The 24,563-nt window shown below is 63.1% G+C and carries 22 protein-coding genes; 16 read left to right on the plus strand and 6 right to left on the minus strand.

Translation table 11 applies throughout. The features are described from left to right. Nucleotides 1-151: 151 nt before the first annotated feature. Nucleotides 152-958 carry a 4-hydroxy-tetrahydrodipicolinate reductase gene (gene dapB / locus AACH55_RS02945; protein ID WP_338717922.1) on the minus strand — a complete coding sequence of 269 codons (807 nt, stop codon included), beginning with the start codon at nt 956-958 and terminating at the stop codon, nt 152-154. 36 nt (nt 959-994) lie between these two features. Next, the gene (locus tag AACH55_RS02950; RefSeq protein WP_338717923.1) at nt 995-1,543 is read right to left on the minus strand and encodes an outer membrane protein assembly factor BamE; all 549 of its coding nucleotides are present in this window, start codon (nt 1,541-1,543) and stop codon (nt 995-997) included. Between the two features lie 211 nt (nt 1,544-1,754). On the opposite strand from AACH55_RS02950, the gene fur reads away from it, so the two are divergent. After that, on the plus strand, nt 1,755-2,180 hold the full coding sequence (gene fur / locus AACH55_RS02955) for a ferric iron uptake transcriptional regulator (protein ID WP_034341048.1): 426 nt from the start codon (nt 1,755-1,757) through the stop codon (nt 2,178-2,180). A 99-nt stretch (nt 2,181-2,279) separates the two neighbouring features. Here the strand turns inward: fur and hrcA are convergent, their stop codons facing one another. Further along, nucleotides 2,280-3,308: a heat-inducible transcriptional repressor HrcA gene (gene hrcA, locus AACH55_RS02960; RefSeq protein ID WP_338717924.1), complete on the minus strand. Its 1,029-nt coding sequence runs from the start codon at nt 3,306-3,308 to the stop codon at nt 2,280-2,282. A gap of 71 nt (nt 3,309-3,379) precedes the next feature. After that, the gene (locus AACH55_RS02965) at nt 3,380-4,108 is read right to left on the minus strand and encodes an HAD family hydrolase (RefSeq protein ID WP_338717925.1); all 729 of its coding nucleotides are present in this window, start codon (nt 4,106-4,108) and stop codon (nt 3,380-3,382) included. A gap of 36 nt (nt 4,109-4,144) precedes the next feature. Between AACH55_RS02965 and AACH55_RS02970 the strand changes: the two genes are divergently transcribed. The 6 genes from AACH55_RS02970 (at nt 4,145) to dnaJ (ending at nt 12,591) form a co-directional block, all read left to right on the plus strand. Next, nucleotides 4,145-5,062, plus strand: coding sequence for an NAD kinase (locus AACH55_RS02970; protein WP_338717927.1), 918 nt, complete (start codon nt 4,145-4,147; stop codon nt 5,060-5,062). Nucleotides 5,063-5,143: 81 nt separating this feature from the next. Beyond that, entirely contained in the window at nt 5,144-6,790 is a 1,647-nt protein-coding gene (recN, locus tag AACH55_RS02975; RefSeq protein ID WP_338717929.1) for a DNA repair protein RecN, read from the plus strand. Nucleotides 6,791-6,831: 41 nt separating this feature from the next. After that, nucleotides 6,832-7,941, plus strand: coding sequence for a ferrochelatase (hemH, locus tag AACH55_RS02980; RefSeq protein ID WP_338717930.1), 1,110 nt, complete (start codon nt 6,832-6,834; stop codon nt 7,939-7,941). A gap of 578 nt (nt 7,942-8,519) precedes the next feature. Continuing rightward, entirely contained in the window at nt 8,520-9,101 is a 582-nt protein-coding gene (gene grpE / locus AACH55_RS02985; protein ID WP_338717932.1) for a nucleotide exchange factor GrpE, read from the plus strand. A 155-nt stretch (nt 9,102-9,256) separates the two neighbouring features. Next, the gene (gene dnaK / locus AACH55_RS02990; RefSeq protein WP_338717933.1) at nt 9,257-11,200 is read left to right on the plus strand and encodes a molecular chaperone DnaK; all 1,944 of its coding nucleotides are present in this window, start codon (nt 9,257-9,259) and stop codon (nt 11,198-11,200) included. Nucleotides 11,201-11,463: 263 nt separating this feature from the next. After that, the gene (dnaJ, locus tag AACH55_RS02995) at nt 11,464-12,591 is read left to right on the plus strand and encodes a molecular chaperone DnaJ (RefSeq protein WP_338717934.1); all 1,128 of its coding nucleotides are present in this window, start codon (nt 11,464-11,466) and stop codon (nt 12,589-12,591) included. 113 nt (nt 12,592-12,704) lie between these two features. On the opposite strand, the gene panB is transcribed toward dnaJ, so the two are convergent. Beyond that, on the minus strand, nt 12,705-13,532 hold the full coding sequence (gene panB / locus AACH55_RS03000) for a 3-methyl-2-oxobutanoate hydroxymethyltransferase (RefSeq protein WP_338717935.1): 828 nt from the start codon (nt 13,530-13,532) through the stop codon (nt 12,705-12,707). 7 nt (nt 13,533-13,539) lie between these two features. Then, on the minus strand, nt 13,540-14,181 hold the full coding sequence (locus tag AACH55_RS03005) for a deoxynucleoside kinase (RefSeq protein ID WP_338717936.1): 642 nt from the start codon (nt 14,179-14,181) through the stop codon (nt 13,540-13,542). Nucleotides 14,182-14,595: 414 nt separating this feature from the next. On the opposite strand from AACH55_RS03005, the gene AACH55_RS03010 reads away from it, so the two are divergent. From AACH55_RS03010 to AACH55_RS03050, 9 genes are all read left to right on the plus strand, one after another. After that, the gene (locus AACH55_RS03010) at nt 14,596-15,705 is read left to right on the plus strand and encodes a chemotaxis protein (protein ID WP_338717937.1); all 1,110 of its coding nucleotides are present in this window, start codon (nt 14,596-14,598) and stop codon (nt 15,703-15,705) included. A gap of 25 nt (nt 15,706-15,730) precedes the next feature. After that, a complete protein-coding gene (locus tag AACH55_RS03015) occupies nt 15,731-16,099 on the plus strand; it encodes a response regulator (RefSeq protein WP_338717938.1) in 369 nt (122 codons plus the stop codon). A gap of 45 nt (nt 16,100-16,144) precedes the next feature. Then, nucleotides 16,145-16,459: an STAS domain-containing protein gene (locus tag AACH55_RS03020; RefSeq protein ID WP_338717939.1), complete on the plus strand. Its 315-nt coding sequence runs from the start codon at nt 16,145-16,147 to the stop codon at nt 16,457-16,459. Next, on the plus strand, nt 16,456-18,663 hold the full coding sequence (locus AACH55_RS03025; protein WP_338717940.1) for a chemotaxis protein CheA: 2,208 nt from the start codon (nt 16,456-16,458) through the stop codon (nt 18,661-18,663). The genes AACH55_RS03020 and AACH55_RS03025 overlap by 4 nt, the downstream gene beginning before the upstream one ends. 41 nt (nt 18,664-18,704) lie before the next feature. After that, complete coding sequence (locus AACH55_RS03030; RefSeq protein WP_338717941.1) at nt 18,705-20,525, plus strand: methyl-accepting chemotaxis protein; 1,821 nt, start codon at nt 18,705-18,707, stop codon at nt 20,523-20,525. 114 nt (nt 20,526-20,639) lie between these two features. Next, a complete protein-coding gene (locus tag AACH55_RS03035; protein ID WP_338717942.1) occupies nt 20,640-21,215 on the plus strand; it encodes a chemotaxis protein CheW in 576 nt (191 codons plus the stop codon). A gap of 148 nt (nt 21,216-21,363) precedes the next feature. Then, nucleotides 21,364-22,146, plus strand: coding sequence for a CheR family methyltransferase (locus tag AACH55_RS03040; RefSeq protein WP_338720154.1), 783 nt, complete (start codon nt 21,364-21,366; stop codon nt 22,144-22,146). Then, the gene (locus AACH55_RS03045) at nt 22,143-23,309 is read left to right on the plus strand and encodes a chemotaxis response regulator protein-glutamate methylesterase (protein ID WP_338717943.1); all 1,167 of its coding nucleotides are present in this window, start codon (nt 22,143-22,145) and stop codon (nt 23,307-23,309) included. Before AACH55_RS03040 ends, AACH55_RS03045 begins: the two co-directional genes overlap by 4 nt. Then, nucleotides 23,287-24,549 carry an EAL domain-containing response regulator gene (locus tag AACH55_RS03050; RefSeq protein ID WP_338717944.1) on the plus strand — a complete coding sequence of 421 codons (1,263 nt, stop codon included), beginning with the start codon at nt 23,287-23,289 and terminating at the stop codon, nt 24,547-24,549. The genes AACH55_RS03045 and AACH55_RS03050 overlap by 23 nt, the downstream gene beginning before the upstream one ends. The last annotated feature ends 14 nt before the right edge of the window (nt 24,550-24,563 follow it).

Consider the following 24,563-nt stretch of genomic DNA (forward strand, 5'->3'; position numbering starts at 1 on the left):
GCTTTCGGGAAAGACGCCGCACGGGGCGGCAGGAAGTCAATGACGGTCAGTTGCGGGGCAATCGCTTGGAGCGACCGGCCCCAAAAAAATTCGCTGCCGGACCTGGTGGGGTGCGGCAGCGTCGGGCATTTCCTGTGGTTCCGGGCTCGGCTTACTTGAAGCCCAGCACATCCTGCATGTCGTACAGGCCGGTGTCCTTGTCGGCCAGGAAGCGTGCGGCGCGCAGGCTGCCCATGGCGTACGAGACGCGGCTGGAAGACTTGTGCGAAATCTCGATGCGCTCGCCGATGCCGGCGAACAACACCGTGTGGTCGCCGATGATGTCGCCGCCGCGCACGGTGGCAAAACCGATGGAGGAGGGATCGCGTTCACCGGTGACGCCTTCGCGGGCGTAGACGGCCACGTCGTCGAGCTTCCTGCCCAGCGCATCGGCGATGACTTCACCCATCTTCAGCGCCGTGCCCGAAGGAGCGTCGACCTTGTGGCGGTGATGGGCTTCGATGATCTCGATGTCGTAGCCGTGCGAGAAATTCTTGGCCGCCATCTCCAGCAGCTTCAAGGTGACGTTGACGCCCACGCTCATGTTGGGCGCGGCCATGATGGCGGTGCGCTTGGCGAATTCGGCGATGGCCGCTTTGCCTTCGGCCTCGAAGCCGGTGGTGCCGATGACCACCTTCACGCCATGGGCGGCGCAGTATTCCAGGTGCTTCAACGTGCCTTCAGGGCGGGTGAAGTCGATCAGCACGTCAGCGCCGGCCAGGCCGCGCGCCAGGTCCGATTCGATGACCACACCGGTGGTCTTGCCCAGGAACAGGCCGGCATCGGTGCCGAGGACGGGCGAGGTGGGCGTATCCAGGGCGCCGGAGAGCTTGAGGCCATCGGCATTGAGGATGGCTTCGATCAGCATGCGGCCCATGCGCCCGGAGGCGCCGGCCACGGCGATATTCAATGCAGTCATGTGAAACTCGGAGTAAACAGGTGCGGAAGGCAGGTCTTATTTGCCGGTGGCCGAGGAGGGCGCGACCGGGGAGGCCGGTTTGATCTCGCTCTCTTCCTTGGGTTTGTCGCCGAAGCTGGCCTTGGCGCCGACCTTGGCGTCGGTGATCAGGGTCAGGTATTCGCTTTCGGTGGGCAGGTTCTGGCCGCCCTCGACGTGATCCAGCAGGTCATCCTTGAAGAACACCGAGACGCGGCTGGTCATGACCTCGCCATTGCCCTTGGCCAGGCGGAAGTCGTAATCCCAGCGGTTGGCGTGGAACATGTCCGACAGCAGCGGCGTGCCCAGCACGAAGCGCACCTGGTCGCGGGTCAGGCCCGGACGCAGCTGCGCCACCATTTCCTTGGAGACGAAGTTGCCTTGCTGGATGTCGATGCGATAGGGTCGCAGGAAGCCGAACAGGCTATCGCTCTTGCCGGTCACTTTCACGCCCGAGGTATCGGTGGGCGCTGCCTGGTCCGGCGCCTTGGTCGAGGAACAGCCGGCCAGCGATACGGCCAGTGCTGCAAGGACGCCAAGGGCGGCGGTGTGATGACGGGACTTCATTCGGGAAAGCATGCGCATAAAGATTTCAACCGGGTTGAGCCATGAGCCTAAAGCGCTATATGATAAGCTAGAACTTACTTCTTAAATAGGCATGAGTGCGTTCCGGGTGTAAAAGGGTGTTCCCCACCGCCCCGCCGGAACGGTCCGCCAGGTCTTCCCAGTGGACCGCCGCGCCTGTTCGAGACCAGTAAACCCGGGAACCCACTCTACCATGCCGAACAATCCATCCGAACTGAAGGCCAGCGGCCTGAAGGCGACCCTGCCGCGCCTGAAGATCCTTGAAATCTTCCAGAACACCTCCGTGCGCCACTTGAGCGCCGAAGACGTCTACAAACAATTGCTTTCCGACAATCTCGACGTGGGCCTGGCCACTGTCTATCGCGTGCTGACCCAGTTCGAGCAGGCCGGACTGCTCCAGCGCAATCACTTCGAGACCGGCAAGGCCGTCTTCGAACTCAACGAAGGCTCGCACCACGATCACCTGGTCTGCCTGGATTGCGGCAAGGTCGAGGAATTCTTCGACGCCGAAATCGAAAAGCGCCAGTTGAAGATTGCCCAGGAGCACGGGTTCGAGATTGCCGACCATGCCCTGGCCCTCTATGGTCATTGCAAGAACTGCAAGAAAGTGAAGAAGTAAGTTTGCGATCGATTGCCTGGTTTTACTTTGGCAAGGCAGTGTGAAGGAAACAGCAAAAAAGCCACGGATTGATCCCGTGGCTTTTTTCGTCCTGCCGGATCAGTGCTGGCTCAATGCGCTGGAGAGCAGCTTGGCGGTGATGTCGACGATGGGGATGACGCGTTCGTAGGCCATGCGGGTCGGCCCGATCACGCCCAGGGTGCCGACGATGCGGCCGTTGACTTCGTAGGGCGCGGTGACGATGCTCATGTCATCCATGGGTACCAGCTGGGATTCGCCGCCGATGAAGATCTGCACCCCGGTGGCCTTGCTGGAGACGTCCAGCAGCTGCAACAGCCCGGTCTTCTGCTCGAACATGTCGAACAGGCGGCGCAGCGAATTCATGTTGGAGGACAGGTCGGTCACCGACAGCAGGTTGCGCTCGCCGGAGATGACCACGTTGTTGTCGGCTTCCTCGTTCATGGCGTCGCTGCCGGCTTCGACCGCAGCTTGCATGAGCGCGGTCATGTCGTCGCGCAGCTGGCGCAGTTCGCCCTGCAGGTGCACGCGCACCTGGTCGAAGGACTGGCCGGCGTAATGCTGGTTGATGTAATTGGCGGCCTGGGTCAACTGACTCGGGGTGTAGTCGACCTCGGTGAGCAGCATGCGGTTCTGCACGTCGCCGCCCTGGTCGACGATGACCAGGAGGATGCGCTTTTCCGACAGCCGCAGGAACTCGATCTGCTGGAACACCGATTCGCGCTTGGGCGTCATCACCACGCCCGCGAACTGTGACAGCGAGGACAGCACCTGGGCTGCATTGGTGATGATCTTCTGGGGCGAACCGCTGTGTTGCAAACGCGCCTGCAGACGGCCTTCGAGGGCGCTTTCGTCGATGGCCTCGACGGTCAGGAGGGTATCGACGAACATGCGATAGCCGCGCGGCGTGGGCACGCGGCCGGCCGAGGTGTGCGGGCTGGCGACGAAGCCCATCTCTTCGAGATCGGCCATGATGTTGCGGATGGTCGCCGGCGACAGTTCCAGGCCCGACAGTTTCGACAGGGCGCGAGAACCCACCGGCTGGCCGTCGGCGATGTACCGTTCGACCAGGGCTTTCAGGAGAGTGCGGGCGCGGTTATCGAGTTGCATGGGACATATTCTAGCGGCATATCAGGCAAATGTGACGCGCACGTCAGCCTGGGCGCGATTTGAGCGAAGGATCAGGCTTGCGTTTGCAGCCAGTCGTGCAGCTCATGCAGGTCGCGGCAGATGGCGTCGGGGTGGATGCCTTCGGGCAGGATGCGGCCGAAACGGTTCATCCACACCGCCCGCAGACCGGCCTGCTGCGCGCCTTGCACGTCCAGTAGCGGATCGTCGCCCACATACACGGTGGCTGCCGGGGCGACCTGCAGTGCATCGCAGGCAGCGTGGAAGATGGCCGGATCAGGTTTGGCGCGGCCGAAGCGGTGGGCGGCAATCGAGACGCCGAAGTGGCCGGCCAGCCCGATGCGTTCCAGATCGGCAAAACCGTTGGAGACCGAGCCCAGGGTCAGCCGCCCCTTCATGCGCAGCAGCGCCGGTTCGACGTCATCGAACAGCGCCACCGTGCTGCGCGCTTCGGAGAACAGCGCCATGGCCGGATCAACCAGCGCCAGGTCCACGTCATGCTCGCGGAAGACCTCGGAGAGCGCCGTGTGGCGCAGCTTCCAGAGATCGATGCGATACATCGGGTCAGTCTGCATCAGGGCCATGCGGCGCTCGCGCAGGCTGGTGATGGTATGGGCCGCTGCCACTGCAGGAGCATGCTCGCGCAGCCAGTCGTAGAGCAGCCCTTCAGCGCGCACCAGCACCGGTTCGATGGCCCAGAGGGTGTCGTCGAGGTCGAACAGCACGGCCTGGATCGGTGCTTGAGCAACTGAGTGCGGCAGGGGGGAGGTGCTTGGTTTCATTACAATGTCATCTCAAATTATGGTCTAATCCGCAGCATGTGGCCCATCAAATTACCCGTTCAGGCAGCTGTACCCAAAACCGTCGCCATCGTCGGCAAGTTCCAGGCCGTCGGCATCGCGCAGATCTTGTCGGACATCGCTGTGTTCCTGGAATCGCACGGCCACACCGTGGTCTTCGAGACCGAGACCGCCGAGAACATCGCCCTGCAAGGCTATGACAGCATGACCCCCGAGCAGATCGGCCAGCATGCGGACGTGGCCATCGTGGTCGGTGGCGATGGCACCATGCTGGGCATCGCGCGCCAGCTGGCGCCTTACAACGTGCCGCTGATCGGCATCAACCAGGGGCGCCTGGGCTTCATCACCGATATCGCGCAAGACCGCATGATACCGGCTCTGGGCGAAATGCTGGAAGGCAAGGTGGAAGCCGAGTCGCGCTCGCTGCTGGAAGCGCGGGTCTACCGCGAAGGCGGCGAGATCTTCCGTGCGCTGGCCTTGAACGACGTGGTGGTGGCGCGCGGTTCCACCTCCGGCATGGTCGAGCTGCGGGTGGAAGTCGATGGCCGCTTCATGTACAACCAGCGCTCCGATGGCCTCATCGTGGCCACCCCCACCGGTTCCACGGCCTATGCGCTGTCGGCGGGCGGGCCCATCCTGCATCCCAGCCTGCATGGCATCGTGATGGTGCCGATCTCGCCGCATTCGCTGTCCAACCGTCCCATCACGCTGTCGGATTCCTGCGAGATCGTCATCCAGGTGGTGGCCGGGCGCGAGGTCAGCGCCAACTTCGACATGCAATCCTTGACCAGCGTGCTGCATGGCGACCGTATCGTGATCCGCCGTTCGGCGCACAAGATCACCTTCCTGCATCCCGAGGGCTGGAGCTATTTCGATACCCTGCGCGAGAAGCTGCACTGGAATGAATACCCGTCGATAGAAGGCCGATTACAATAAGCCCGCAGCAAGCCGGCCCCATCTGCATGCCGGCTTGCTTGCGAACACTGGCCTGTCCGTCCAACCCGCTGCGAGACCACCATGCTGCGTACCTTAACGATCCGCGACTTCGTGATTGTCGATGCCATCGAGCTCGAATTTGCGCGTGGATTTTCCGTCTTCACCGGCGAAACCGGCGCCGGCAAATCCATCCTCATCGATGCCCTGGCCCTGGCCATGGGCGGCCGTGGCGATCCCAGCGTAGTGCGCGAGGGGGCGGCCAAGGCGGACGTGAGCGCCGATTTCACCGCCACGCCGGAAGTACTGGCCTGGCTGGAGGAGCACGAATTCAGCGGCGAGCACGACGGCGTACTGCTGCGCCGGGTGATCGACAATGCCGGCCGCAGCAAGGCCTATATCAATGGCAGCGCCGCCACCGCCGCGCAATTGCGCGAAGTGGGCGAGATGCTGGTGGATATTCACGGCCAGCATGCGCATCAATCGCTGATGAAGGCCGATGCTCAGCGTCAACTGCTGGACAGCCAGGCCGGCCTGCTGGAGCCGGCGCGCGAAGTGGCCGCCGCCTACAAGACCTGGCGCGCCCTGGCCCGCCAGCGCGAACAGTTCGAGCAGGATGCGCGCAATGTGCTGCTCGAACGCGAACGCCTGGAGTGGCAGGTGGCCGAGCTGCACAAGCTGGCCGTCAAGCCCGGCGAATGGGCCGACATCAGCACCGAGCACAGCCGTCTCTCGCATGCCGCGGCGCTCATCGGCGGCGCGCAGGAAGCGCTGGGCGTGATCTCGGAATCGGAGTCGCCGATCCTCTCGCAGCTGTCTTCGATCACGCAGAAGCTGACCAAGCTGGTCGATGTCGATACGGCCCTGAAGCCCGTGCTCGATGCGCTGGAGCCGGCGCAGATCCAGTTGCAGGAAGCGGTCTATGCCTTGAATGATTACCTGGGCCGGGTCGAACTCGATCCGGCGCGGCTGCAGGAAGTGGAAGAGCGCCTGGAAGCCATCCACTCCACGGCCCGCAAATTTCACGTGCAACCCGATGAGCTGCCCGATGAGTATCGCAAGCTCTCCGAACAACTGAAGCAACTGGCCGACGCCAGCGATCTGGACGCCCTGCGTGCGCAGGAAGAAAAGCTCAAGGACGCCTACCTCGCCCTTGCGCAGAAGCTCTCCAAGGCGCGTGCCAAGGCCGCTGCCGCACTGGGCGAGGCGGTGACGGCGGCGATGCAGGATCTGTCGATGGCAGGAGGTCGCTTCGAAATCGCCCTCAACGAAGTGGAACCGGCGGCCTACGGTCTGGAGCAGGTCGAATTCCTGGTGGCCGGCCACGCCGGCGTGGCGCCGCGCGCGCTGGCCAAGGTGGCTTCTGGCGGTGAACTGGCGCGTATCTCGCTGGCCATCTCGGTGATCGCCTCGGCCGCGACCACTGTGCCTACGCTGATCTTCGATGAAGTCGACAGCGGCATCGGCGGGGCCGTGGCCGAAGTGGTCGGGCGGCTCTTGAAGCGCCTGGGCCAGGAACGCCAGGTGCTCTGCGTGACCCATTTGCCGCAGGTGGCCAGCCAGGCCAACCAGCACTATCAGGTCAAGAAGCGCAGCGAAGGCGGCAAGACCCTTTCCGATATCGACGGGCTGGACGCCAAGGCGCGCGTGGAAGAAATCGCCCGCATGCTGGGCGGACTGGAAATCACCGCGACCACGCGCAAGCATGCGCGCGAACTGCTGGCCTCCTGACAAGAACATCAAGAACACCAAGAACATCGACCCAATCCACTATGGCCTTCCGCAAAGAACCTCCCTACACCCACGGCAGCCCGTCCTCGACCGCAGTCGTGCTGGTCAACCTGGGCACGCCCGATGCCCCCAACGCGGGCGCCCTGCGGCGCTACCTGAAGCAGTTCCTGTCCGACCCGCGTGTGGTGGAAATCCCGCGGGCGGTGTGGTGGTTCATTCTCAACGGCATCATCTTGCCCTTCCGTTCTTCCAAGTCGGCCGAGAAATACGCCAGCATCTGGACCGAGGACGGCTCCCCGCTGCGCGTGCATACGCAGCGCCAGGCGGCGGCATTGGGCACGCAGCTGGCCGCACGCGGCCATCATCAGGTGCAGGTGGTGTATGCGATGCGTTATGGCACGCCCTCGCTGCCCGAGGTGCTGGACCAGCTCAAGGAACAGGGTTGCACGCGCATCCTGGTGTTGCCGGCCTATCCGCAATACTCGGGCACGACCACGGCCTCCATCTTCGATGCGGTCTTCGATCACTATCGCCAGGTCCGCAACATCCCCGAGCTGCGGCTGATCCGCAATTATCACGACCAGGAAGCGTATATACAGGCGCTGCGCCAGTCGGTGCTGGACCACTGGGAACTGCACGGCCGTCCGGACAAGTTGCTGATGAGCTTCCACGGTGTGCCCAAGCGCACGCTGATGCTGGGCGATCCCTATCACTGCGAGTGCTACAAGACCGCGCGCCTCCTGGCCCAATCGCTGGGCCTGACCGAGGACCAGTACCAGGTCACCTTCCAGTCGCGCTTCGGCAAGGCCGAATGGCTGCAGCCTTACACCGCCCCGACCGCCCAGGAGCTGGGCCGCCAGGGCGTGCGCCGCATCGATGTGATGTGTCCCGGTTTCACCAGCGATTGCCTGGAAACGCTGGAAGAAATCGCCATGGAGGTCAAGGAAGACTTCCTCCACGCCGGCGGCAAGGAGTTTCACTTCATCCCTTGCTTAAATGAATCGCCAGCCTGGATTCAGGGCATGGTCGAGCTGGTGGAACAGCATCTGGCCGGCTGGCCGACCATGAGCAATGCCGCCGCCCGCGAGGAGACGTCGCGCCAGCAGGCCATTGCTGCCGAGCGCGCCAGAGCGCTCGGGGCAGATCGGTAATTTTGCCCAAACCTTCATATCGCCGCCACGCCACGGCGGCTGCCTGTATTCAGCCTGCTAAAATAGCGGGCTGAACGCCTTTTGCTGGCTGCCCGGCAACGAGATGGCCCTGACCAGGCCGGTCACAAACTTTCATACAAGCCAAAACCGGGCCTGTCAGGCGTTCAGAGCGTGTATTCGCTCACCAGATGCGTATAGCTGATCCAGGCCGTGGCCAGCAGGCTATACAAGGCAACGAGGATGGTGGCCGCAATCAGTGGCAGTTTCATGATGACACCTTGTTGGCGCGACAAGAGACGAGGGGAAGCCGGAGGCAAGTCAGCCTCAGCGGGCGGGAATTCAACTTCAGTTTAGGTCGGGCTCGAATTAACTTGAAGCCAGCCTTAGTAATTTCTGTAAGTGCGCGTAACATTTTTTCTTCTTGAATCGCAGAAATAGGCAAAAAGTCGCCGGAAAGTGCCAAAAAGCCCTTGAAAAAGCAGGGACATGCCCTACTTGAGCCGCATCCCGTTTGGACGGCGCACTGCACTTCTCGCCGAACGCACGTAACTTATTGATTTGTTGGAGGTAATTCAGGAATGCAAGACATGGAAAAACAGGAATCCCCATCCGTCCAGCAAGACAACCAGGCTGCTGACGCCGCTGCCGCTGCTGCAGCCACCGCGACCGCCGAGCAGGCTGCCCCGGCGGCTGCTGCCGAACCCACGCTGGAAGACAAGCTGGCCGCCGCCGAAGCCAAGGTTGCCGAAATGCAGGATGCCTTCCTGCGTGCCCGTGCCGAAGGCGAGAACATCCGCCGCCGTGCCCAGGAAGACATCGCCAAGGCCCACAAGTTCGCCATCGAAGGCTTCGCCGAGTCGCTGCTGGCGGTCAAGGACAGCCTGGAAATGGCCCTGAAGATCGAAAACGCCTCGCTGGAGTCGCTCAAGGAAGGCGTGGACATGACCCTGAAACAACTCTCCTCGGCTTTCGAGAAGAACAAGCTGCAGGAAGTCAGCCCGCAGACCGGCGAGAAGCTCGACCCGATGAAGCACCAGGCCGTCTCGGCGGTGCCGGCCGAGCAGGAAGCCAACACGGTCGTGGCCGTGCTGCAAAAAGGCTATATGATTTCCGACCGTCTGCTGCGCCCGGCGCTGGTGACGGTGGCCCAGGGAAAGTAAGCGGACCGGCGCCGGAAGGGGAAACGCGCAAAAGGCATCATTTTTGCTTGTTTCGGTGGTTTCGGCGCTTGAAAGTCCATCTTTCCTCCACATATTCAAACCATTCAAAACACCTGTAGCCCGACATCCAGGGCTGAAAGAACGAAGGAAAAATCATGGGAAAAATCATTGGTATTGACCTGGGCACCACCAACTCTTGCGTTTCCGTCATGGAAGGCAACCAGCCCAAGGTGATCGAGAACTCCGAAGGCGCACGTACCACGCCTTCCATCATTGCATATCAGGACGACGGCGAAATCCTGGTCGGCGCACCCGCCAAGCGCCAGGCCGTCACCAACCCCAAGAACACCATCTACGCCGCCAAGCGCCTGATCGGCCGCAAGTTCACCGAGAAGGAAGTGCAGAAGGACATCAACCTGATGCCCTACCAGATCGTGGCCGCCGACAACGGCGACGCCTGGATCGGCGTGCGCGACAAGAAGCTGGCACCCCCGCAGATCTCGGCTGAAGTGCTGCGCAAGATGAAGAAGACCGCCGAAGACTACCTGGGCGAAGAAGTCACCGAAGCCGTCATCACCGTCCCGGCCTACTTCAACGACGCCCAGCGCCAGGCCACCAAGGACGCCGGCCGCATCGCCGGTCTGGACGTCAAGCGCATCATCAACGAGCCGACCGCAGCCGCACTGGCCTTTGGCCTGGACAAGGCTGAAAAGGGTGACCGCAAGATCGCCGTGTATGACCTGGGCGGCGGTACTTTCGACGTGTCCATCATTGAAATCGCTGACGTCGATGGCGAAAAGCAGTTCGAAGTGCTGTCCACCAACGGTGACACCTTCCTGGGCGGCGAAGACTTCGACCAGCGCCTGATCGACTACATCATCGACGAATTCAAGAAGATCAACGGCCTGGACCTGTCCAAGGACGCGATTGCCCTGCAGCGCATCAAGGCCTCGGCCGAACGCGCCAAGATCGAGCTGTCGTCCTCGCAACAGACCGAGATCAACGAGCCCTACATCGCCATGGCCAATGGCGCGCCGGTCCACCTGAACCTGAAGATCACCCGCGCCAAGCTGGAGTCTCTGGTCGAGGAGCTGATCTCCAAGACCATCGAACCCTGCCGTACCGCCATCAAGGATGCCGGTGTGAAGGTTTCTGACATCGACGACGTGATCCTGGTCGGCGGCATGACCCGCATGCCCAAGGTCATCGAGAAGGTGAAGGAATTCTTCGGCAAGGATCCGCGCCGTGACGTGAACCCCGACGAAGCCGTGGCCGTTGGCGCTGCCATCCAGGGTTCGGTCCTCTCGGGCGACCGCAAGGACGTGCTGCTGCTGGACGTGACCCCGCTGTCGCTGGGTATCGAAACCATGGGCGGCGTCATGACCAAGATGATCAAGAAGAACACCACCATCCCGACCAAGTTCAGCCAGGTGTTCTCCACTGCCGACGACAACCAGCCGGCCGTGACCATCAAGGTCTACCAGGGCGAACGCGAAATGGCCGTGGGCAACAAGGCTCTGGGCGAGTTCAACCTGGAAGGCATCCCGCCGGCACCGCGCGGCACCCCGCAGATCGAAGTGACCTTCGACATCGACGCCAACGGTATCCTGCACGTGGGCGCCAAGGACAAGGCCACCGGCAAGGAAAACAAGATCACCATCAAGGCCAACTCCGGCCTGAATGAAGAAGAGATCGAAAAGATGGTGCGCGACGCCGAGGCCAACGCCGAGGAAGACAAGCGCCTGAAGGAACTGGCCGAAACCCGCAATCAGGGCGATGCCCTGGTGCACTCGACCAAGAAGGCCCTGGGCGAATACGGCGACAAGCTGGAAGCCGGCGAGAAGGAAGTCATCGAAGCTGCCATCAAGAACCTGGAAGAAGCACTGAAGGGTGACGACAAGGCCACCATCGATGCCAAGACCGCCGCCCTGTCGACCGCCGCGCAAAAGCTGGGCGAGAAGATGTATGCCGACCAGCAGGCGCAAGCCGCTGCCGCCGGTGGTGCAGCTGGTGCTGCCGGTGCCCAGGCGGGCGCAGCCGGTGGTGCTGCACCGAAGGACGACAATGTGGTCGACGCCGACTTCAAGGAAGTGAAGTAATCCGGGACTGACGCGTCGTTTCACCTGACGTCAGCGCTCGCGCCCGGGTGCGGTTTACCGCAGCCCGGGCGGATTTTTAGGAATTGAGCTTCCGCAGCATCCACCCGGCCGGGTTGTCTTTCGGCCAGGCCGGTACGCCGAGTCCGCAGTCAAAAGCTGAACTCGGCTTTTTCACATTGTTGGTTTCCGGTCGTGCTTGCGCGGCCGCAGATGCAAGCCATCGCAGCAGCGACGGAACACAATAACAAGGTGGGTTATACAACATGGCAAAACGCGATTTTTACGAAGTGCTCGGACTGGCGAAGAACGCCAGCGACGACGAAATCAAGAAGGCTTATCGCAAGCTGGCGATGAAGTACCATCCTGACCGCAACCCTGACAGCAAGGGTGCGGAAGACAAGTTCAAGGAGGTCAAGGAAGCCTACGAGATGCTGTCGGACCCGCAGAAGCGCGAGGCCTACGACCGCTACGGCCATGCCGGCGTCGATCCCAACATGGGAGCAGGCGGCGGTGCCGGCGCGGGTGGCTTTGCCGATGCCTTCGGCGACATCTTCGGTGACATCTTCGGTGGCGGCGGTGGCCGCGGCCGCAATTCCGGTCCGCAGGTCTATCGCGGCGCCGACCTGCGCTACAACCTGGAGATCACCCTGGAGCAGGCCGCCCACGGCTTCGACACCACCATCCGCGTGCCGTCCTGGGACCAGTGCGATACCTGCCACGGCAGTGGCGCCAAGCCCGGCACTTCGCCGGTCACTTGCACCACCTGCGGCGGTCATGGCCAGGTGCGCATGCAACAAGGCTTCTTCAGCATCCAGCAGACCTGCCCGAAGTGCCACGGCAGCGGCAAGATCATTCCGGAACCCTGCACCACCTGCGCCGGTGCCGGCCGCATCAAGCGCAACAAGACGCTGGAGGTGAAGATTCCCGAAGGGATCGACGATGGCATGCGCATCCGTTCCTCGGGCAATGGCGAGCCGGGCGTCAACGGCGGTCCTCCGGGCGACCTGTATGTGGAAATCCACATCAAGCCGCATGACGTATTCCAGCGCGATGGCGACGACCTGCATTGCGAGATGCCGATTTCCTTCGCCAAGGCGGCACTGGGCGGCGAGATCGAAGCCCCGACCTTGAACGGCAAGGCATCCTTCTCCATTCCCGAAGGCACCCAGAGCGGCAAGACCTTCCGCCTGCGCGGCAAGGGCATCAAGGGTGTGCGTTCCGGTTATCCGGGCGACCTGTTCTGCCACGTCGTGGTGGAAACCCCGGTCAAGCTGACCGAACGCCAGAAGGAACTGTTGCGCGAGTTCGAACAGCTCACCACCGAAGGCGGTGCCAAGCACAGCCCGCAGACCAAGACCTGGAAGGATAAGGTCAAGGAGTTCTTCGAGTAAGCTGCGGCATCGGTATCCGCATCAGTATCAGCATCAGTATCTGCAGCAAAGTCAAAGGCCAGCGATATCGCTGGCCTTTTTCTTGTCCACAGTCCCGCGCAAGCGGCGTGCAATCAGAAGCAATGTTCCTGCGCCGGGAAGCTGCCGTCCTTGACCGCCGCCACGTAATGGCGCACCGCCTCTTCGATGCTGCTGGTCCCTTCCATGAAGTTGCGCACGAAGCGGCTCTTGTGGCCGGGGAAGACGCCCAGCATGTCATGCATCACCAGTACCTGTCCCGAGCAATCAGGGCCGGCGCCGATGCCGATGGTAGGAATGCTCAGACGATCGGTCACTTCCTTGCCCAGCGTGGCCGGCACTGCCTCGATCACCACCAGGGACGCCCCCGCCTGCTGCACGGCCAGCGCATCGGCATGCAACTGGGTGGCACCATCGCTGGTCTTGCCCTGCACCTTGAAGCCGCCCAGCTGGTGCACCGACTGCGGCGTCAGGCCGATGTGGGCACACACCGGAATGCCGCGCTCGGTGAGGAACCTGATGGTATCGGCCAGCCACACGCCGCCTTCGATCTTGATCATCTGCGCGCCGGCCTGCATCAGCACGGCGGCATTGCGGAAGGCTTCTTCGCGGGTCGGGTAGGTGCCGAAGGGCAGGTCGGCGATGATCAGCATGGTGCGAGTGCCGCGTGCCACCGCCGCCGTGTGGTAGGCCATGTCCTGGATCGTCACCGGCAGGGTTGAATCGTGGCCCTGGCAGACCATGCCCAGGGAGTCGCCGATCAGCACCGTTTCCAGTCCGGCGCGCTCCATGAGCGTAGCGAAGCTGGCGTCATAACAGGTCAGCATGCTGATCTTGTCGCCTTTGGCGCGCATCGCCTGCAGGGTGTGGGTGGTCACCGGCTTGATGCGCGCGGCGCCCGATTCCTGAAGATAACCTGCCATGAAAGATTCAACCTCCGTGATTGAGAAAGGCGCGCGGTCCGTGCATCTCCTGGATGTGCTGCAGCAGGATGGCCAGATCGGCGTCATTGTGGGCCGGATCCAGATGCTCGGTGTTGACGGTCAGTACCGGCGCGTCTTGGTAGTGATAGAAAAATTGACTGTAGCACTCCGACAGCCGTTGCAGGTAATCCAGGGAGATGGCTTCCTCCATGGCGATGCCGCGTGCGGCGATGCGGGCCTGCAAGACCTCGGGCGGCGCCTGCAGATGGATCACCAGGTCCGGTACGCGCGCCCGCGGCTGCAACTGGCGATACAGGGCGTCATAGAGCGCCAGTTCATCTCCGGCCAGGGTCAGCTGAGCGAACAGGATGTTCTTTTCCAGCATGAAGTCGGCGATGAAGCGTCCTTCCAGCTGCTCCGGATCCAGCGGCGCCTGCAACTGCCCCATGCGCTGCAGCAGGAAGAACACCTGGGTCTGGAAGGCATGCCGTGCGGCATCCCGATAGAACTCGGCCAGGAAGGGATTGCCCTCCGGCTGTTCCAGCAAGGCCTGCGCGCCCCAGAGCGTGGCCAGGCGCGTGGCCAGCGAAGTCTTGCCGGCCCCGATCGGGCCGTCGATTGCGATGTAGCGGTAGCTTTCCAGTTCCATGGCGTCTTTCCCCCGGCGCGCCGGGTGCGGCATTGTAGTTGATTTCACCCCGGCCGGTGCTGACCGGCCGCAGCGGTTTTGATTGATTTGCAGCAATATGTGGGCCATTGCCAGGCGGTGCAGACAACTCAGCCGGAATTCGGCCTTTATTCCACGCAAGGCAAGGCCCGGGCAGCCAGCACAATAGACTGTGGCTTGGTGCGCGCTGGATAGACCGGCCTGGCGGCGCATTAGTGCCGGATCCATGCGTTATGCCGCAGTCGGCGCCGGTAAAGGCTGTCAAATCTGGTAAAACCCGGCCCAACTGCCCCAAGAAGCGCCAGTTCTTGCCGTAAACACCGTCAGGGCTGGCTGCGTGTACCGTAACCCTGCCTTGATGCTCCGAGCTGACAACAACGAACAGGAAACGTGGCTGTGAAATCGCTTCGCAATATCTTGCCTGTGCTGTGTCTGGTGAACCTGCTGCTGTTCATGATGCTGGCCCAGCACTGGTGGCTGGGCGCGCTGGTCGGCCTGCTGATCGGCGGCGCCTTCTACCTGACTTGCCTGCCCGCTCCGGCGCTGCCGCTGGCGGCGGCGCAGCCTGTCCCAATGCCACAGCCGGCTGTGGCTGCCGCCGAGCTGCCGGCGTCGCCCGCGCCGGTCAGTTCCACGGAGGGCAGCGAGCCGCTGGCCGAGCTGCTGCGCGAAGTGCTGCCGGTGTGGCAAGGCAACGTGCAACTGGCCCGCGCGCAGACGCAATCGGCCATCGACAGCCTGACCGCACGCTTCGTCGGCATCCACGAGCGCCTCGGCAGCACGCTGGACCCGGCCAGTCACGGCACAAATGGTGAAATTCTTCATATCGTACAGAATGCAGCTGAACAATTAGGCGCGATTGCAACGGCGCTGGAAGGCATGTTGGCCTCGCGCCAGGTTCTGGTGACCAGGTTCGACAGTCTCATGGCGGCCAATGACGAGATTCGCCGCCTGGCCCAGCAGAACGAGCAACTGGCCGGACAGACCGGCGTGACCGATCTGCTTAGCGACGAGCAAAGCTGGCAGGAACTGGCTGAGCGCTCGGCCGAGAACAGCCGCCAGATTGCCGCCCGCGCCAAGAGCGCGCGGCAGCAGATCATGGCGGCCATCGGTGCCACGGGTGAGGCCACCGCCAGTGCCGGTGGCATCGCCGAAAACTCGCGCGCGGTGATCGACCAGATCATCGCCGACTTCCGCCATTCGGCCATGAAGCTGACCACCACCGTGGAAGAGCTGGAAGACGAAGGCCGCGAAGTGGACCGCGAGGTCTGCGACATCCTGGTCCATCTGCAATTCCAGGACCGCATCAGCCAGATCCTGGATCACGTGCAACAAGACATCCTGCGCCTGCGCGGGGCGACCGAGCAATGGCCGGCGCAGGCGCTGCCCGCGCCGCAGCAGTGGCTGGCCGATCTTGAAAAGACCTATACCACCCAGGAGCAGCGCCAGATGCATGCCGGCCAGCAAGGCCACCCCGCGCCGCCCTCGCAGGTGGATTTTTTCTGAGTTTCTGAGGCAGCAAGGACCCGAGATGGAAAAGTGCATATTGATCGTCGACGATTCCTTCAGCCTGCGGCAGACCATTACGGCCGCCCTGAAGAGCGCCGGCTACCAGGTCGAAGAAGCCGCCGACGGTCTGGAAGCCCTGAAGAAACTGGATGGCCGCAAGTTCAACCTGGTCATTTCCGACCTCAATATGCCCAATCTGGATGGCTTGTCCCTGGTGCGCGAGATGAAACAGATGCCCGCCTACAGATTTACCCCCGTCATCATGCTGACCACCGAAAGCAGCGAAGCGCGCAAGCAGGAAGGCAAGGCCGCCGGCATCCGCGCGTGGGTACACAAGCCCTTTCTGCCACCGGTGCTGCTCGATGCGGTGGCCAAGCTGGTGCAGCCGTGAACCTGCGCGCCATGGGACATTGAAAAGAAAGGCGAGACCCCGACGATGCCGCTGACGTATTCCGTGCAAGAGGACCGGTTGCTGCTCACCCTGAGCGGTGCGCTGACCATTTTCCAGGCGGCCGAGCGCAAGCCCGAACTGCTGCACGCATTGGCGCTGCCACATACGCACGTGGTGCTCGATCTGGCCGGCGTGGATGAACTCGATACCGCGGGTCTGCAGTTGCTGCTGCTGTTGCGGCGCGAGCTGGCCAGCAGCGGCCGTCATCTGGAAATCGGCGTCTACAGTCCGGCGGTCCTGGCCGTGCTGGACCTGCTGCAATTGCATGAGCGTTTCCATCCCGCCGTGGAGGCCGCATGAAGAAGGACTCCGCCCGCGATGCCGTGGTCCAGGAAGCCCGCGAGTTGCTGGTGGCCATGGAAGCGGCCTTGCTGCAGATCGAGATGGAAGGCCCGACGCGCGAGAGTATCCATGCCATCTTCCGCGCCGCCCACACCATCAAGGGCTCGGCGGGGCTGTTTGCGTTCGACAGCATCGTGCAGTTCACCCACCAGGTGGAGCACGTGCTGGATCTGGTCCGCGAAGAACGCCTGCCCTTGAATGGGCACCTGATGTCACTGCTGTTGCAATGTGGCGATTACATCGGCGAACTGGTCGATGCCATCGAGCGCAACCAGGAAACCGAGGAACCCAATGCCCAGCGCCGCGCCGCGCTGCTGACCGAACTGGAACACGTGGCGCAGTCGGCCACCGCCCCCGGTGAAGGCGCGGCCGGCGAGTCGACACCTATGGGGAGGCGGCCCGCCGTCAGCGCGCCGGCCGACCACGGCGCCGCAGAGGAGGCGCCCGCAGACGCGGCTCGGCAGGTACCGGCCAATTTTCCTTACTGGCACCTGTCGCTGCAGTTCAACGAGAACGTATTGCGCGATGGACTCGATCCGCTGTCCTTCCTGTATTACTTGCGCTCGCTGGGCCGCATCGTCGCCATCCTGCCGGTGGAGGCCAATATTCCCGAGGCCGCCACCATGGATGCCGAGAGCTGCTACCTCGGTGTGGAAATCTGCCTGGCCTCCGATTCGACCCGGCAGACGCTGGAAGACGTCTTCGAATTCGTGCGCGATGACAGCCGCATCGACATCCTGCCGCCGCACAGCCCACTGGCTGACTATGCCACGGTGCTGCAGCGCCTGGCCAGCGAGGATGCCGCGCGCCTGATCGGTCAATGGCGCAGCCTGGGATTGTTCAATGAAGTCCAGTGGCGCAGCCTGGGCGCCGCCTCGCTGGCGGACGCCGCAGCGGCGGTGGTGCCGGTGGCAGCTACCAGTGCGGGAGCACGTCCGCGCCCGCTGGACGAGCGCCGCGCGCAGGAGCAGAAGTTCATCAAGATCGAAGTCTCCAAGCTGGATCAGTTGATCGACCTGGTGGGCGAGCTGGTGATTGCCGGGGCCAGTGCGCGCCTGATCGCGCGCCGCCGCAAGGATAGCCAGTTCGAGGAAGCCACCCAGGCCATCGACAGCCTGATGGAACAGATCCGCGATGCCGCGCTGACCTTGCGCATGGTGCAGATCAATGAAGTGTTCCAGCGTTTCCCGCGTATCGTGCGCGACATTGCGCGCGACCTGGACAAGGATATCGAATTGACGATGACCGGCTCCGACACCGAGCTGGACAAATCCATGGTGGAACGCCTGGCCGATCCCTTGATGCACATCGTGCGCAATGCCATCGACCACGGCATCGAACCGGCCGCCGAGCGCATCGCCGCCGGCAAGCCGCCCAAGGCCTCGCTGCGGCTCAATGCCATGCATGAATCCGGCAGCGTGCTGGTGGAGGTGATGGACGATGGCCGTGGCATGGATCGCGCACGCATCCTGGACAAGGCCATCGCACAAGGACTGGCGGCGCCGGATGCCGAATTGAGCGATGCCGAGATCTATCGTTTCGTCTTCGAACCCGGCTTTTCCACTGCCGAGCAGATCACCGAACTTTCCGGTCGCGGCGTGGGCATGGATGTGGTCAAGCGCAACATCGACGCCTTGCACGGCGAGGTGGCCATCGATACCGAGGCCGGCCGCGGCACCGTGGTGCGCATCCGCCTGCCGCTGACGCTGGCCATCATTTCAGGTTTCCAGGTGGTGGTAGGTAATGCCGTGTTCGTCATTCCGCTGGACATGGTGGTGGAATGCATCGACATGCCGCCCCGGCAAAGCACCAGCCACATCGTCGCGGTTCGCGGCGAGCCCTTGCCCTTCGTCCCGTTGCGCGATCTGTTCGACTTGCCGGCACGCGAGCAGGCCAGGGCGCGCAAGAGCCTGGTGATCGTGCAGTACGGACAATTGCGCGCCGGCCTGCTGGTCGACGGTCTGCTGGGCGAGTGCCAGGCGGTGATCAAGCCGCTGGGGCGCCTGTTCGGCAAGGTCAAGGGTCTGTCGGGATCGACCATCCTGGGTGATGGCCGGGTGGCGCTGATCCTGGATATTCCGCACCTGGTCCAGCATACCCAGCAGCAGGAACAAGGCAACACGGCGGCCTACGCCGAACGCAGCGCGGCGTCGGCGCCATGAGGGGCACCGCCGATGCGCGCGCATCACGAGGGGAAGCGAGCATGCAAGAATCGATGACCAACAGGATGAGCATCAAGCAGATCTTCATCTGGCTCGGGGTAGTGTTGTCCATCCTGGTGGCGATAGTGATCGGCCTCACCGACGCCTTGCAGCACGCCAATGCCGCGCTGGAGCACGCGCACCAGTCACGCTACGACTCGGCCGCGCTGGCCAATGAACTGCGCCGCACGACCGAGGACATGACCAAGTTCGCCCGCGCCTACGTGACCACGGGCGACCCCAATGATGAGGATCGCTATTACATGATCCTCGACATTCGTAATGGCAAGCGTGCGCGCCCCTCCAACTACGACCGTTTCAACTGGGATCTGGTGAGCGCCCGCAAACTGCCGGTGGAGGCGGGTGCCCAGGCGGTGCCGCTGAGCGAACTGATGAAGCGCGCCGGTTTCACCGAACAGGAACTGGCCAAGATGCAGGAAGCCCTGAAGCTGGGTGACCAGCTCTCGCGCATCGAGATCACCGCCTTTCATGCAGTCAAGGGCGAGTTCGATGATGGCGAGGGCAAGTTCACCGTGGTCGGTGCGCCCAATCAGGCGATGGCGCAGGAACTGGTGTTCGATCAGACCTACCGCGCCCTGTTCGGCCGCGTGATGACACCGATCAACGACTTCCTGCGCCAGGTCGACGAACGCACCCAGGCGCGCGTCATCAGGGCCGGTAATGACTATGCCGAGCTGCAACAGAAGATCCTGTGGCTGCTCTCGGCCTCGGTGGTGGTGTTGTTCGCCTGCCTCGGATTTGCTTATCGCACCATCCGCTCGCAGATCGGGGGCGAGCCGCGCGATGCCATGACCGTCTTGCGCCGCGTGGCCGAGGGTGATCTCACCGTGATCGTGCCGCTGCGCAAGAACGACAAGGTGAGCGTGCTCTACAGTACCCAGCAGATGGTCAACAAATGGACCGACGTCATCGGCGACGTCAGCGGCACGGCCAGCGCCCTGGCCTCGGCATCGGAACAGATTTCCTCCTCCTCGCAGGCCCTGTCGCACAATGCATCGCAGCAGGCGGCCAATGTCGAGGAGACCAGTGCCTCGGTGGAAGAGATCACCTCCACCATCGCCCAGAACGCCGACAACGCGCGCACCACCGACGGCATCGCCAGCCTGTCGGCCAGCGCCGCCGCCGAAGGCGGTGAGGCAGTGCGGGAGACCGTAGCGGCGATGAAGCAGATCGCCAGCAAGATCGGCATCATCGATGACATCGCCTATCAGACCAACCTGCTGGCGCTGAACGCGGCCATCGAAGCGGCGCGCGCCGGTGAGCATGGCAAGGGGTTTGCAGTGGTCGCCGCCGAAGTGCGCAAGCTGGCCGAACGCTCGCAAACTGCTGCCCAGGAAATCATTGCGGTGGCCGAGAACAGCGTGGGTCTGGCGGAAAAGGCCGGTGGCCTGCTCAACCAGATGGTGCCGTCGATTCGCAAGACCGCCGACCTGGTGCAGGAGATCGCAGCCGCCTCGGCGGAACAATCGACCGGTTTGGAACAGATCAACAATGCCGTGCACCAGATGGCGCAGACTACCCAGATGACTGCGGCGGCCTCGGAAGAGCTGTCGGCGACCTCCGAAGAGATGAGCGCCCAGGCCATCCATCTGCAGGATCTGATGCGCTTCTTCCGCGTGGAAGAGTTGCAGAAGACTGCCTCCGGCGCCAGCGCGGGCGAACTGCCGGGCGCGGGCGCAAAGCAGGACAAGCGCGCCCGCCACGATGCGCAGAGCAAGCGCGAACATTCGCGCCGGCTGTCTATGCTGGATGTGGACGAGGATGCAGCGGGCGTGGATGAATCCTCGTTCAAGCGATTCTGAGGTGGCTGCCATGTCCTTTACGTTCTTGTCGCGCATCTCGTTACACTCGCCGCCTGCGGGTCGCGCACGCATCAATCCGCCACCCGACCTTGGTGGCAGCAAGGAGAGCAAGCCATGCCCAGCGTATCGTTGAATGGCGAATCCATCCGCAAGCGGCAGCAGGAAGAAGTCATCGAAAGCCGCCAGTTCCTGACCTTCCTGGTGGGCAGCGAGAGCTTCGCCATGCCCATTGCCAGTATCCGCGAGATCATCAAATTCGGTGGCTTGACCGAAGTGCCGCTGATGCCCGATTTCCTGCGCGGCGTGATCAACCTGCGCGGCTCGGTGGTGCCGGTCATCGACCTGTCGGTGCGCTTTGGCCGCGCACCCACGGTAGAAACCAAACGCACCTGCATCATCATCATGGAACTGATCCAGGAGGAGCAGTTGCTGCTGCTGGGCGTGATGGTCGATGCGGTCAGTGCGGTGCTGAGCATCGGAGTCGATCACATCGAGCCGCGCCCGTCTTTTGGCGCCGGCATCCGCGCCGATTTCATCGAAGGGATGATCAACGTCAACGAGCGTTTCGTCGTGGTGCTGGACGTGCAGCGCGTGCTGTCGGTGGACGAACTGGCGAGCCTGCTGGGCATGAGTGCCGAGGACGCGCTGGGCGGCGTGCCGGTACTGTCGGCGCAAGCGGAAAAGGAGTAGCGCCATGGCGGGCATCGGCAAGCTGACAGGCAGGGCGGGCAGAGCCAATGGCGCCGATGCCGGTGCCGGTGCGGGTACTTCCGCCGGTGTCACTGCGCCAGCCAGGCCGGCCAGCGTATCCTCGGACGCCGACGTCAGCGATCAGGACATGCTGCTGTTCCAGCAATTGTTCAGGCAGCAGATCGGACTGCATTTGCCGCTGTCCAAAAAAGCCTTGCTGCACAGCCGCCTCAACCATCGCCTGCAGGAACTCGGCCTGCAGGGACTGGCACAGTATCATCGCCTCATCAGCAGCGCGGACGGCGCCGAGGAATGCCAGCGCGCCATCGACCTTATCACCACCAACGAAACCTATTTCTTTCGCGAACAGAGCCACTTCGATTTTCTGGCCCAGGAGCTGCTGCCGCAGTGGCGCGACCGGAAAAGCCTGCGCGTCTGGAGCGCCGCCTGCGCCACCGGTGAAGAGGCATACTCCCTGGCGATGGTGCTGGATCATCACCGGCCTGCCGGTGGCTGGTCCGTATTCGGTTCGGATATCAGCAAGCGCGTGCTGCGCTTCGCGCGCCGGGCGCTTTATCCGATGGCACGCGGGCAGAATATTTCGCGCCCGTATCTGCGCCGGTATTGCCTGCTCGGCACGGGGGAATACGAAGGCCATTTCCTGGTGCAGGCGGAGCTGCGTGCCAAGGTCGAGTTCGCCCAGCGCAACCTGACCGCGCTGCACGAACATGAGGATGGGCTGTATGACCTGATCTTCCTGCGTAACGTCATCATCTATTTTGATTGCGACATCAAGCTGCAGGTGTTGAAGGACGTGATCGCCCGTCTGCGTCCCGGTGGCTACCTGGTGGTGGGCCATTCGGAATCGCTGCACGGCATGGCGCTGGACCTGCAGATGCACTCACCGTCCATTTACCGGAGGCCGCAATGAACCCCGGCGCAGCCATCCGCGTGATGGTCATCGACGACTCGTCGGTGGTGCGCCAGCTGCTGCTGCAGTTGCTGGCGCAGACGGCCGATATCCGTGTCATCGGCACCGCACCCGATCCGGTATTTGCCATGCGCAAGATGCAGCAGGAATGGCCCGACGTGATCCTGCTCGACATTGAAATGCCGCGCATGGATGGCATGACCTTCCTGCGCCAGATCATGGCTACGCGGCCCACCCCGGTCGTCATCTGCACGGTGCGCGCCGGCGGCGAAGGGGATATCACGGCCGAAGCGCTGGCGGCCGGCGCAGTGTCGGTGATTGCCCGGCCGCAAATGGGCGTACGTGATTTTTTGCAGGATGCCCTGGCCGAACTGGCCCGTGCCATCCGGGCAGCTGCCTTGGTGGGGGCGAGGGGCGCAGGGAGCATGTCGGCACGGCCCGTCTCATCGGCTCTCAAGCTGCGCACGGTCAAAGCAGCATCGCGAGAAATGCTGCATGATGACGGCTGCGCTGCGGTGCTGCAGCGCCACACCGCCGATGCGGTGCTGGCAGCGCCGGGACTGGAAGATGGTTATCGCCCCCGCACTGCGCGCATCATTGCCATCGGCGCTTCGACAGGGGGACCGCAGGCGCTGGAGCGGGTGCTGCGGCCATTGGACCGGCGCTGTCCCGGCATCGTGGTGGTGCAGCACATGCCGCAGCGCTTCACCCGCAGTTTTGCCGAACGGTTGCACCGCATTTCCGGCGCCGATGTCAAGGAAGCGGAACATCACGACGTGGTACTGCCGGGACGGGTGTTGATTGCGCCTGGCGGGAAACATCTGGTAGTGAAGCGCGATGGCCTTCAGTACTATGTGGAAACATTGGAAGGCCCGCTGGTGAGCCGGCACAAGCCTTCGGTGGACGTGCTGTTCCGCTCGCTGGCCAAGGCCGCCGGCAGCAATGCAGTGGGCATCATCATGACCGGCATGGGGGACGATGGCGCAAGGGGGATGCGGGAGATGGCCGATTGCGGCGCCGCGACCTACGCCCAGGACGAAGCCACCAGCGTGGTCTTCGGCATGCCGAAAGAAGCGATACACATGGGCGGCGTCGGTGACGTCCTCCCGCTCGATCATATCTCCGCCGTGATAGAACAATATGCCGCTAGCGAATCTCAATGAGCTGATCGAATCCGCGCTGGTCGTCGACGACAGTGCCCTGCAGCGCCAGCACAGCGTGGCACTGCTGCAGGAGCTGGGCGTCGATCTGATCTACGAGGCCGGCAACGGCAACGAGGCGCTGGATCTGCTGGCCTTGCTCAAGCTCCCGCCGAGCCTGGTGGTGATCGATCTGGAGATGCCGGGCATGGACGGCATCGAACTGATCCAGCACCTCCAGCAGAAGGGCATCGACATTCCCCTGATCGTGGCCTCCAGTCGCGAGACTTCGCTGCTGCTGTCGGTGGAAACCATGATCCATGCCCTCGGCATGAACCTGATCGGCGTGCTGCAGAAGCCGCTCAACCAGGGCCAGTTGCGCGCGGCGCTGCAATCCTTCCGACCGCACGGCAGCGATGCGCACGCGCACGATGATCCGCTGCCTTCGATGTGTGAGAGCGACCTCGGAGCGGCCATTGGCGGGGGTCAGGTGCTGCCGTATTTCCAGCCCAAGGTGGATGTGCAGACCGGTATCCTCAAGGGGGTGGAAGCACTGGCGCGGTGGATTCATCCCGAGCGCGGCATGGTGCCGCCGGACCGCTTCATTCCGCTGGCCGAGCAGTCCGGCCTGGTCCACGACCTGACCATCAGCATGATGGATCAGGCCATGGCACAGGCCGCCACCTGGCACAGCCGGGGCCTGGCGATCAAGGTGGCGGTGAACCTTTCGCCGCTGTCGCTGGAGCAGCCGGACTTCCTGCACCGCATTCTGGAGCTGGTCGACAAGCATGCATTGCCGGCTGAAAACGTCGTGCTGGAAATCACCGAAAGCTCGGTGGTCGCGCACAAGGGCAATTCGCTGGGCATGCTGGCACGGTTGCGCCTGAAGGGCTTTGGCCTGTCCATTGACGATTACGGCACCGGTTTTTCCTCGATGCAGCAGCTGGCGCGCATCCCGTTTACCGAACTGAAGATCGACCGTTCCTTCGTCCATGGCGCGCATGATCGCAAGAACCTGCGCGTGATCCTGCAATCGGCGCTGGACATGGCGCAGCGGCTGGAGCTGGTGACGGTGGCAGAAGGCGTGGAGACGATGGAAGACTGGCGCCTGCTGCAAGACTTCGGTTGCAGCCTGGGGCAGGGCTATCTGATCGGCAAGCCCATGCCGGCCAATGAATTGCCGCTATGGCTGAAGGGACATCATCGCCGGCTCAGCGAATTGCGGCCGCTGGGGAAGGGGACTGCGACCGGGGGCACGGTCTGAACGGCATCGCTGGT

The organism is Herbaspirillum sp. DW155, from assembly GCF_037076565.1.
Lineage (GTDB): Bacteria > Pseudomonadota > Gammaproteobacteria > Burkholderiales > Burkholderiaceae_D > Herbaspirillum.